Here is a 10,721-nt window from a genome sequence, read left to right as displayed (position 1 = left end):
CTGGACTATGTGAAGAAGAAGATCCTGGAGGACGAGGCCGGCCGCAAGGCGCTGTGGGAGCGGCTGCAGTTCGCGCTGGATGGGGAGCCCGATCCGTGGTTCGAGTCGAGCCAGGCGCAGGTGGATGTGCGGCAGTTCACGCCGCTCACGGTGTAGGCGGGGAAGCTACTTGAAAAGACGACTCTTCATCGCTTCTTCCGCGCTTGCCGCGGTGGGCGCCCGCGCCCAGGTGGCGGACCTCAACGACGCCATCAACAAGGCGGGCCGCCAGCGCATGCTGTCGCAGCGCGCGAGCAAGGCTTATCTCGCGCTGGCGCAGAAAGTGGAAACGCGCAGCGCGCAGCAAGTGCTCGACAAATCGATTGCGCTGTTCGAAAGGCAACTGACCGAGCTCAAGGCCTTCGCACCGAGCCCCGCCATTCGCGGCACCTACGACGCACTCGACGGCGCATGGAGCGAATTCAAACGCGAGCTCACCGGCCCCGCGCTCGGCAAGGAAGAAGCCGCCCGGATCGTCAAGCTCGATGCCGCCGTGCTCACGCTTGCGAACCAGGGCACCATGCAGTACGAGGCCGCCTCGGGCAAGCCCGTGGGCCGTCTGGTCAATATCGCAGGCCGGCAACGCATGCTGTCTCAGCGCATGGCCAAGTTCTACCTGGCCGGCGCGATGCAGATCGACGCCACCGGCAGCACGGCTGAAATTGCAAAGGCGCGCGGCGAATTTCTTGCCGCGCTCGAAATCCTGCGCAACGCGCCTGAAGCCACCACGCAGATCCGCCAGGAACTGGTTCTGGCCGATGCGCAATGGATGTTCTTCAATCGCGGCCTCCAGCGCCTCGAAGGCGCGGCAACCTCACCCGCCCTGATGTCCGACGTGTTCGTGGCCAGCGAGAACCTGCTGGCCATCATGGACCGTGTGACCGGCCTGTATTCCGACCTCAAAACCTAGAGACCCCACCATGAGCGAATGGAAAGCCATCTGCCGCATCGACGACATTCCCGTACTGGGCGCCCGCCGCGTGGCGCGCCCCGTGGGTGTGGCCGTCGCCGTGTTCCGCAATTCAGAAGACCAGGTGTTTGCGCTGCTCGACCGCTGCCCGCACAAGGGCGGCCCATTGAGCCAGGGCATCGTGTTCGGCACCAGCGTGGCCTGCCCGCTGCACAACTGGGCCATCGGCCTGGACGACGGGTGCGCCAAGTCGCCCGATGAAGGATGCACGCCCAAGTTCGCGGTGAAGCTCGCCGAGGGCGTGGTGCACCTGGATGCGGAAGAACTCAAGTCGCATGCCATCGACCTGGCGGCGCCCCGCGCCGGCCCCGGCGCCGCAACGGCCGGCAAGCTGGGCGACGAGACCTTCGACGTGCAGGCGCCGCACAGCAGCTAGGCGCACAACCAAGGCACGACCCATGGAAGAAACTCGCTCCACCTGCCCCTACTGCGGCGTGGGCTGCGGTGTGATCATCGAGTCCGACGGCGCGCAGATTACCGGCGTGCGCGGAGACCCCGACCACCCGGCCAACTTCGGGCGCCTTTGCACCAAGGGCTCGACACTGCATCTCACGGCGACCGCCACGGTCACGCGCCAGACGCGGCTGCTGCAGCCGATGCGGCGCGCCGCGCGCGGCGCAGAGCCGGCGCCCATCGCGTGGGACACCGCACTCGACGGCGCGGTCGACAAGTTCGAACAGGTCATTCGCGACCACGGACCCGACGCCGTCGGCTTCTATGTCTCGGGCCAGTTGCTCACCGAGGACTACTACGTCTTCAACAAGCTCGCCAAAGGGCTGATCGGCACCAACAACATCGACACCAACTCCCGCCTTTGCATGAGCAGCGCGGTGGCCGGCTACAAGCAGACGCTGGGCGCCGACGCGCCGCCGGCCTGCTACGACGACCTGAAGCACGCCAGCTGCCTCTTCATCGTGGGCAGCAATGCCGCGTGGGCGCACCCGATCCTGTTCCGCCGCATCGAGGATGCGAAGGCTGCGAACCCGGAACTCAAGATCATCGTGGCCGATCCGCGCCGCACCGATACGGTCGAGATTGCCGACCTGTTCCTGCCGATTCAGCCCGGCACCGACGTCATGCTGTTCAACGGCCTGCTGCACCTGATGCTGTGGGAGGGCTGGACCGACAACCGCTACATCGCGGCCCACACCAGCGGCTTCGACGCGCTGAAGACCACGGTGCGCGAATGCACGCCCGACAAGGTGGCGCAGATCTGCGGAATCTCGAAGGAAGACCTGCTCACCGCCGCGCGCATGTTCGCGACCTCGCCTGCCACGCTGAGCCTCTATTGCCAGGGCCTGAACCAGTCATCCAGCGGCACCGCGAAGAACGCGGCGCTGATCAACCTGCACCTCGCCACCGGCCAGATCGGCAAGCCCGGCGCCGGCCCGTTCTCGCTCACCGGCCAACCCAACGCCATGGGCGGACGCGAAGTGGGCGGCCTGGCCAACCTGCTGAGCGCCCACCGCGACCTGGCCAATCCGGTGCACCGCGCGGAAGTAGCGGCGCTGTGGAACGTGCCCTCCGTGCCGGAAAAACCCGGCAAGACCGCGGTCGAGATGTTCCAGGCCGCCGCCGACGGAGAGATCCGCGCGCTGTGGATCGCCTGCACCAACCCCGCCCAATCGATGCCCGACCAGGCCACGGTGCGCCGCGCCCTCGAGCGCGCCGAATTCGTCGTGGTGCAGGAAGCTTTTTCGACCACATCGACCTGCGCCTTCGCCGACTTGCTGCTGCCCGCCACCACCTGGGGCGAGAAGGAAGGCACCGTGACCAACAGCGAGCGCCGCATCTCGCGCGTGCGTCCCGCGGTGGCGGCGCCCGGCGCAGCGCGCCACGACTGGTCGATTGCCGTCGATTTCGCGCACCGGCTCGAACAGCGGCTCGGCCGCACGGCCACGCTGTTTCCGTACGACTCCGCCGAACGGGTGTGGAACGAGCACCGCGAATCCACGCGCGGGCGCGACCTCGACATCACCGGCTTGAGCTACGCCATGCTCGACGCGGCCGGGCCCCAGCAGTGGCCGCTGAAAGAAGGCGAAACCTCCGGCCGCGTCCGCCTCTATGAAGACGGCGTCTTCCCCACGCCGGACGGCCGCGCACGCTTCGTCGACACGGTCTACAAGCCGGTGGCCGAGGCGCGCGAGGCGCGCTACCCGTTCTCGCTCAACACGGGCCGTTTGCGCGACCAGTGGCACGGCATGAGCCGCACCGGCACGGTCGGCCGCCTGTTCGGCCATGTGGCCGAGCCCGTGGTGCAGATGAATGCACAGGACATGGCCCGCCGCCTGCTGAGCGACGGCGAACTGGTGCACCTCACCTCGAAGCGCGGCTCCATCCTGCTGCCCGCGCGCGCCAGCGCCGAAATCGGCCTGAGCCAGGCTTTCGTCGCCATGCATTGGGGCGAGGAATACCTGAGCGGCTGCTCGTCGACCGGCACGCCGCTGGCAGGCATCAATGCGCTGACCTCCCCGGCTTACTGCCCCACCTCGAAGCAACCGGAGCTCAAGCACACGCCGGTCAAGATCCTCAAGGCCGAGTTGCCGTGGTCGCTGCTCACCATGGCCTGGCTACCACCCGATGCCGCGCTGGCCGCGCACCAGGCGCTCAAGCCGCTGATGGCGATGTTTCCGTTCGCCACCTGCGTGCCGTTCTCGGGCAATACACCGGGCGAGGAGCGCAGCGGCATTCTGTTCCGCGCGGCCGCGCACGACGCGCCGGACGACGAGCTCATCGATCGCATCGAAGGCCTGCTCGGCCTGCGCGGCAGCGATGCCCTGCGCTACGCCGACCGCCGGCGCGGCCAACGCCGCGTGGCACGGCTGGTGCGCCGCGCCGACGGCAACGCCGGCCTCGAAGCCTTTCTGCTGGGCGGCGACACCAGTGCCGAGGCCTGGATCGGCACCTTGCTGCGCGAGGAGATTCCAGCGCAAACCTACGGCCGGCTGCTGCTGTCGCCGGGCGCCCGAGCGCCGGTTGCGGTGCAATCGCGCGGACAGCCGATCTGCACCTGCTTCAACGTGACCGACCTGGCGATCCGGGCCGAACTGGGCCGCTGCAGCGGCACGCCCGAAGAACGGCTGGCCTCGCTGCAGGGCACGCTGAAATGCGGCACCAACTGCGGCTCCTGCCTGCCCGAGCTCAAGCGCATGGTGCGCGCGACACCGGTGGAGGTCCTCGCGGAGGGTGCATAAGCCGGTGCATAGGCCGGTGCATAAGCCGCCTCGCATTCCGGCATAAGCATTGCGGGACAATCGGGGCACCCATGGGAATCAGCCAATACATCAAGGAAATCGGCCGCGGCGCGCGAGGCGCCAGGCCGCTGACGCGCGAACAGGCCACGGACCTGTTCGGCCAGGTGCTGGACGGCACCGTCACCGACCTGGAAATCGGCGGCTTTTGCCTGGCCATGCGCATCAAGGGCGAAACGCCTGAAGAGATGGCGGGCTTCCTCGACGCCACGCATGCGCGGCTCAACCACGTTCCGGCCGCCGACCGCCCGCTCATCGTGCTGCCGAGCTACAACGGTGCGCGCAAGCTGCCGGTGCTCACGCCGCTGCTCGCCCTGCTGCTCGCCCGCGAAGGCTTGCCGGTGCTGGTGCACGGCAGCGCCACCGAAACATCGCGTGTGCTGGCATCGAATGTGCTGGAGGCATTGGACATCCCCATGTTCACCGCCATCCGAAAAATCCCGTCCGGCGAGGTCGGCTTTGCACCGACCGAGCTGCTCAACCCCGCGCTCAAGCGGCTGCTCGACGTGCGCCGCGTGGTGGGCCTGCGCAACCCTGGCCACAGCGTGGTCAAGCTGATGCAGCCGACCACCGGCCCCTGCGTGATCGTGGCAAGCTACACCCATCCGGAATACGCACGCACCATGGGCGAAACCTTCGAGCTCATGGGCATGACCGCCCTGCTCTCACGCGGCCTGGAGGGCGAAGTGGTGTCCGACCCGCGCCGCACCGCGCAGATCGACGGCTTCGTGCGCGGCGTGCGCAGCGAGCTGCAGGCCCAGGCCGCGGGCACGTCGAACGAGGTGCCGGGCCTGCCGAAAGAGATCGACGTCGCGACCACGACCGACTACACGCGCCGTGTATTGAATGGCGAGCTTCCCGTGCCGGAAGCCATTGCCACCCAGGTCAGGCACATCACGCAACTGGCAGCTCACGCATGAACGCACTCACATCCTCATTCACCGCCGGAAGCTGCACGCTGGTGGGCGCCGGCCCCGGCGACCCCGAGCTGCTGACCATCAAGGCCGTGAAGGCGATCCAGGCCGCGACCGTGCTGCTGGTGGACGACCTCGTGAGCGAAAGCATCCTGACCTCCTATGCCCGGCCCGGCGCACGCATCGTGCACGTGGGCAAGCGCGGCGGCTGCAAGAGCACGCCGCAGGCATTCATCGAGCGGCTCATGATCACCGCGGTGCACGAAGGCGAAACGGTGGTTCGGCTCAAGGGCGGCGATCCGTTCATCTTCGGGCGCGGCGGCGAAGAAGTCGAACACCTGCGCGAAGCCGGCATCGAATGCACCGTCGTCAACGGCATCACTGCCGGCCTTGCCGCCGTGAGCTCGCTGGGCGTGCCGCTCACGCACCGCGACCACGCACAGGGCGTGGTGTTCGTCACGGGCCACGCCAAGACCGGCGCCAGCGCACATGAAGACGCCACCGACTGGCGCGCCCTGGCCGCGACCGCGCACAGCGCGCGGCTCACGCTCGTGATCTACATGGGCGTAGCGGGTGCGGGCCACATCGAGCGCGAGTTGCTGCACGGCTTGCCCGGCGATACGCCCGTTGCAGTGATTCAGCACGCGAGCCTGCCGCAGCAGCGCCACATCGCGACCACGCTCGACCGGCTGCAGGCCTGCATCGCCGAAGCCGGTCTCGCGAGCCCCGCGGTCATCGTCGTGGGCGACGTGCTGCGCGGGTTGGCCGCGGCGGCACTGCCGGTGGACACGAGCACCAGCCAGTTCGGCACCTGAGGCACCTGAGAAATCAGAAAGAGAAAGCCCCGACCATCCGGGGCCGTGCACGAAGGGCTGCAGTGCCCGGCACTTGCGGCGCCTGCAGCACCAGCGGCGTGCGGCTTCCGAGGCTGGCCATGAGGGCGATCCATGCGATGGCCAGATTGCCGTTGGACACGGTCAGCCGCTGCAGGTCGAGCATCAGTCCCTGATAGTCCTCCAGCACCTGGACCTCCGACATCTCTCCGCGGCTCATTCGCGTTTTCGACTGCTCGAACAAGGCCTTCGCCTCGCGTACGTGCCGGTTTGCCTCGACCACCGCTGCGCTCATGGCTTGCAGTTTTCGCAGCGCCCCGGCGACTTCGGCGCGGCCCTGCGCCACGGCATCGGGGAAAAGCGGGTAGCCGGGAAGATCTTCTGCGCCGGACTCCTGGTCGCTTTCGCCGGCATCTCCCGCGGCATCGATCGTGCCGTCGAGCCTGGTATGCGGATCGATGCCGTACAGCGCCGCGGCCAGCTGGATGTCGTCGCGGTTGGCGAGCAGCACCGCTGGCAGGGCCTCCGGCGCCGGGAGGGCGAAACGAGGCTGCTTGCGCGCCGCCACCTCATCGTCGATTGCCTTCTGCAGCCTCTCTTCGGGCAGGCGGGAACGGGCCGCAAGAAAAGCGAGCTGCGCTCCACGCTGCGTGTCGATCTTCTTGATTGACGCTGTTGCTTCGGCTTCCCGGTGCTTCAGCTCCTTGCTGAAATCGCCGAGCAGCGCGGGGCTGACGGCGATGAGTTGCGACTGCCGACGCGCGGCGGCACGTGCGCTGTCGATGTAGGTCAGGCTCAGCGTCTGGACCAGCAGACCGACATACGCCGCCGAGACGCCGATCTCCGCAGCCGGCGCGTCCAGGCGGCCTGCAGAGGCGGTAGAGGCGGTAGAGGCCGGGCTGCGGGCAGCCTCCGCAACCAGCGTATTCAGCGTCTCGCTCTCGAAGGCCAGCCACCAGGGACGCGCCGAAGCGCGTGGGGCGGACTCCGCGGGCAGCCCCTCGGCGCGCTCCAGGCCGGGGTGCGTCATCGCGTGGCTCGCACTCATGCCGGAACCGGCGCAGGCGATGCCCAGCGCGGCGACAAGCATCGCAACCATTGATCGATTGGCCATCATCTGTGCGCTCCGCAAACCCTGAAAGCCCCGATGGTTCCCCGCAAATTCGGAGGAATCGGAGAGACGGCCGAGAGGCAACTGAAAAGCAGCAGCGAAGGTGCCGGCGCGACCTATTGCATCCGTGCAACACAAGTTGCGATCGGTCTCGGTTCGACGAGATTCCTCCCACATTGAACGAAACCATTCAGCCGGTCACCGGCGGAGTGCGCATGTCGTTCGCGCCCCGCCTCAACGGAGAGAATTCATGAAGATATGCCCGCGCTCCCCGAGCGCCTTGCGACTGCGGCGGTGGATCGGTGTTGCGCTCGTTTCGCTCACCTCGATGGCGGCGCAGGCGCAGAACGCCATCGAGGCCGTCACGAGCACTGCAAGGGCCGGCGTGGAGCTGGTTCGCATCGACTTCACCCAACCGCTCACCGTGCTGCCTACCGGCTTCGTCGTGCAGGAGCCGGCGCGCATTGCGCTGGACTTTCCGGGCGTGACCAACGCGGTGGGGCGCTCGGCCATCGAGTTCAACCTGGGCAACCTTCGCACCGCCAATGTCGTGCAGGCCGGCGAACGCTCGCGGGTGGTGCTGAACCTCAAGCGTGCGACGACCTACCAGGCGGAGATCCAGGGCCGGTCGCTTCTCGTCTCGCTGCAGTCCGGAACGGGCCAGCCGCCCCGGACATCGCCCGCTGCAGGATTCGCAGAAGGCAGGGAGCGCCAGGTGACGGCGCTGCGGGACATCGACTTCAGGCGAGGCGGCGACGGCGCCGGCCGCGTGCTCATCGCCATGGGCAGCAGCCAGCTCGGCGTGGATGTGCGGCGGCAAGGCTCGGCGCTGGTGGCCGAGTTCACGGGGGCTTCGCTGCCGGATGCGCTTCGGCGCCGGCTCGACGTGTCGGACTTCGGCACGGCGGTCGAATCGGTGCACGCGGAGCAGCTCGGCGACAGGGTCCGCCTCACGGTCAATTCGCGCGGCGACTGGGAACAGAGCGCCTACCAGACCGATGAACAGTTCGTCATCGAGGTGCGCCCGCGCAAGACCGACCCGGGCAAGCTGACCCAGGGAACCGGCTACACGGGCGAGAAGCTCACGCTCAATTTCCAGAACGTCGACGTGCGCGCGCTGCTGCAGGTGATTGCGGATTTCACCGGCTTCAACGTGGTGACGTCGGACACGGTTTCCGGCGCCCTCACGCTGCGGCTCAAGGAGGTGCCGTGGGACCAGGCGCTGGAGGTCATCCTGCAGGCAAAGAACCTTGGCATGCGGAAGAACGGCAGCATCCTCTGGATTGCGCCGCGCGACGAAATCAACGCCAAGGAAAAGGTCGAGCTCGAAGCGCTGGTCACGCTGGAGAACCTGGTGGCGCTGCGTACCCAGTCTTTCCAGCTCAACTACGCCAAGGCCGCCACGATCGTGCAAAGCCTGACCGGCAGCGGCGCCTCGGGCGGCAGCAGCGGTGGCTCTTCGCCCACGCGCCTCTTGAGCACACGCGGCAGCGCAATTGCGGAAGTGCGCACGAACCAGCTTTTCGTCACGGACACGCCGGTGCGGCTGGCCGAGGTGAGCGAGCTCATCCGGAAACTCGATGTGCCGGTGCGGCAGGTGCTGATCGAGGCGCGGATCGTCGAGGCGTCGGATACTTTCGGCAAGTCGCTCGGCGTCAAGCTGGGCGGCGGAGCCACCGGCAAGAACAGTTCGTTCGGCACCAGCCCGACGGGCAGCGACAACAGCTTTACGTCGTACACCAGCAGCAACTTCGTGAACCTGCCGGCCGGCGATGCGGGCGGCACCGGCAGCAGCGCGGGGACGTTCTCGCTGTCGTTGTTCAACTCGAGCCTCACGCGCATGCTGAACCTGGAAATCTCCGCGCTCGAAGCCGAAGGCAAGGGCCGGCTGGTGTCGAGCCCTCGCGTAGTGACGGCCGACCAGACCAAGGCGCTGATCGAACAGGGCGAGGAAATTCCCTACCAGCAGGCGACGTCGAGCGGCGCAACCTCCATCTCTTTCCGCAAGGCGGTGCTGAAGCTCGAAGTCACGCCGCAGATCACGCCGGAGGGCAACATCATCCTCACGCTCGACGTGAGCAAGGACACGCGCGGCGTGAGCACCTCGGCCGGACCGGCCATCAACACCAAGCACGTGCAGACGGAGGTGCTGATCGAGAACGGCGGCACGGTGGTGATCGGCGGCATTTTCGAGCTGACGGAAACCAACGACGAATCGCGGGTGCCGCTGCTCGGCGAGGTGCCTTACCTGGGGGCGCTCTTCCGCTCGCGGGAGCGGGTGATGAACAAGGTCGAGATGCTGGTGTTCATCACGCCCAAGATGATCGCGCGCCCGAACGGGGCGCTTTAGCACCAATGTGGCATGGAGCGTGCTTAACGCCAGCATGCTCGTCTTTCGCTCGTTTTCCGCATCCGGCGCTCGCCCATGAACGCCGCAGTGCCTCCGCCCGCCGCCGTCGAAATCGTTGCGCTGTCCAAGCGCTACGCCGCGGGCACGCCGCCCGCGGTCGACCAGATCGACCTGCGCATTGCGAGCGGCAGCTATTGCTGCCTGCTGGGCCCATCGGGCTGCGGCAAGAGCACCACGCTGCGCATGATTGCGGGCCACGAATCGGTCAGCAGCGGCGACATCCTGCTGGACAACCGCAACATCACCAACCTGCCCGCCGCCGCGCGCGGCACGGCGATGATGTTCCAGAGCTTTGCGCTGTTCCCGCACCTCTCGGCGCTGGACAACGTGGCCTTCAGCCTCAAGATGAAAGGCATCAGCAAGAGCGAGCGCCAGAAGCGTGCACGTGACCTGCTGGAGCGCGTGGCGATGGGCCACCTGGCCGAGCGCAAGCCCGGCGAACTCTCCGGTGGGCAGCAGCAGCGCGTGGCGCTGGCGCGCGCGCTCATTACCGAGCCGCGCGTGCTGCTGCTCGACGAGCCGCTGTCCGCGCTCGACCCGTTCCTGCGCATCCAGATGCGCGCCGAACTGCGGCGCTGGCAGAAGGAGCTGGGGCTCACCTTCGTTCACGTCACGCACTCGCAGGAAGAAGCGATGGCGCTGGCCGACACCATGGTGGTGATGAACCACGGCGTGATCGAACAGGTCGGCTCGCCGCACCAGATCTACAACCATCCCGCGAGCGAATTCGTGGCGCGCTTCATGGGCGGCCACAACGTGCTCGACACGCCGTCCGGCCCGATTGCGGTGCGCAACGACCACATGAAGATCGCCCGCGGCGATGCGAGCGGCGGCATTGCCGCCACAGTCACCGACGTCGAGTACCAGGGCACCTACGTGCTGCTCGGCCTGGCGTTGCAAGACGCCGCGCCGAACCGCGGCAATGTCTCGGTGCTGCTCGGTGAAGCCGCCTTTCTTGCGAGCCCCTATGCGCCGGGCGATGCGGTACGCCTCGCCTGGGCCGAGGCCGATGCGCGAGTGCTCGGCCCCGGCGTCAGCCCGCCGGCCGTGCGCGCACCGGCGCCGGTCCATGAAGGCGCCGGGCGCGACGACCTGGCCGCGCTCGCCAGCATGCCGCTGTGAGCGTGCGGCTGTTCACGCATCGCCTGCCTTCCGCTTTCTTCCCGGTTTTCTTTCACGTTCCCTTCCCTGTT

Annotated in this window: 8 protein-coding genes; 7 read left to right on the top strand and 1 reads right to left on the bottom strand. The window is 67.6% G+C overall.

The annotated features are described in order from the left end of the window. Nucleotides 1-169: 169 nt before the first annotated feature. The 5 genes from ABIC94_RS13265 to cobA all read left to right on the top strand — a co-directional run bounded on the left by ABIC94_RS13265 (nucleotide 170) and on the right by cobA (nucleotide 5,989). Nucleotides 170-949: a type IV pili methyl-accepting chemotaxis transducer N-terminal domain-containing protein gene (locus ABIC94_RS13265; protein WP_354373459.1), complete on the top strand. Its 780-nt coding sequence runs from the start codon at nucleotides 170-172 to the stop codon at nucleotides 947-949. A 10-nt stretch (nucleotides 950-959) separates the two neighbouring features. Next, on the top strand, nucleotides 960-1,385 hold the full coding sequence (gene nirD, locus ABIC94_RS13260) for a nitrite reductase small subunit NirD (RefSeq protein WP_354373458.1): 426 nt from the start codon (nucleotides 960-962) through the stop codon (nucleotides 1,383-1,385). Between the two features lie 22 nt (nucleotides 1,386-1,407). Then, on the top strand, nucleotides 1,408-4,203 hold the full coding sequence (locus ABIC94_RS13255; RefSeq protein ID WP_354373457.1) for a nitrate reductase: 2,796 nt from the start codon (nucleotides 1,408-1,410) through the stop codon (nucleotides 4,201-4,203). A 71-nt stretch (nucleotides 4,204-4,274) separates the two neighbouring features. Further along, on the top strand, nucleotides 4,275-5,180 hold the full coding sequence (gene ybiB / locus ABIC94_RS13250; RefSeq protein WP_354373456.1) for a DNA-binding protein YbiB: 906 nt from the start codon (nucleotides 4,275-4,277) through the stop codon (nucleotides 5,178-5,180). Next, nucleotides 5,177-5,989 (top strand): uroporphyrinogen-III C-methyltransferase, encoded by an 813-nt coding sequence (cobA, locus tag ABIC94_RS13245; protein WP_354373455.1) that lies wholly within the window; start codon nucleotides 5,177-5,179, stop codon nucleotides 5,987-5,989. The genes ybiB and cobA overlap by 4 nt, the downstream gene beginning before the upstream one ends. A 13-nt stretch (nucleotides 5,990-6,002) precedes the next feature. On the opposite strand, the gene ABIC94_RS13240 is transcribed toward cobA, so the two are convergent. Next, nucleotides 6,003-7,124 carry a hypothetical protein gene (locus ABIC94_RS13240; RefSeq protein WP_354373454.1) on the bottom strand — a complete coding sequence of 374 codons (1,122 nt, stop codon included), beginning with the start codon at nucleotides 7,122-7,124 and terminating at the stop codon, nucleotides 6,003-6,005. A 244-nt stretch (nucleotides 7,125-7,368) separates the two neighbouring features. On the opposite strand from ABIC94_RS13240, the gene pilQ reads away from it, so the two are divergent. Then, on the top strand, nucleotides 7,369-9,468 hold the full coding sequence (pilQ, locus tag ABIC94_RS13235) for a type IV pilus secretin PilQ (protein ID WP_354373453.1): 2,100 nt from the start codon (nucleotides 7,369-7,371) through the stop codon (nucleotides 9,466-9,468). A 75-nt stretch (nucleotides 9,469-9,543) separates the two neighbouring features. Then, nucleotides 9,544-10,650, top strand: coding sequence for an ABC transporter ATP-binding protein (locus ABIC94_RS13230; RefSeq protein ID WP_354373452.1), 1,107 nt, complete (start codon nucleotides 9,544-9,546; stop codon nucleotides 10,648-10,650). Nucleotides 10,651-10,721: the final 71 nt, after the last annotated feature.

The organism is Variovorax paradoxus (assembly GCF_040544635.1).
GTDB lineage: Bacteria > Pseudomonadota > Gammaproteobacteria > Burkholderiales > Burkholderiaceae_C > Variovorax > Variovorax paradoxus_R.
Note: the sequence above shows the minus strand (reverse complement) of the source record. Positions and strands in the feature narration are given on the sequence as shown.

Excerpts from the sequence above, each read along its gene's own strand:
- nirD (WP_354373458.1), top strand. The coding sequence starts at position 960 with ATGAGCGAATGGAAAGCCATCTGCCGCATCGACGACATTCCCGTACTG.
- ABIC94_RS13255 (WP_354373457.1), top strand. The coding sequence starts at position 1,408 with ATGGAAGAAACTCGCTCCACCTGCCCCTACTGCGGCGTGGGCTGCGGT.
- ybiB (WP_354373456.1), top strand. The coding sequence starts at position 4,275 with ATGGGAATCAGCCAATACATCAAGGAAATCGGCCGCGGCGCGCGAGGC.
- cobA (WP_354373455.1), top strand. The coding sequence starts at position 5,177 with ATGAACGCACTCACATCCTCATTCACCGCCGGAAGCTGCACGCTGGTG.
- ABIC94_RS13240 (WP_354373454.1), bottom strand. The coding sequence starts at position 7,124 with ATGATGGCCAATCGATCAATGGTTGCGATGCTTGTCGCCGCGCTGGGC.
- pilQ (WP_354373453.1), top strand. The coding sequence starts at position 7,369 with ATGAAGATATGCCCGCGCTCCCCGAGCGCCTTGCGACTGCGGCGGTGG.
- ABIC94_RS13230 (WP_354373452.1), top strand. The coding sequence starts at position 9,544 with ATGAACGCCGCAGTGCCTCCGCCCGCCGCCGTCGAAATCGTTGCGCTG.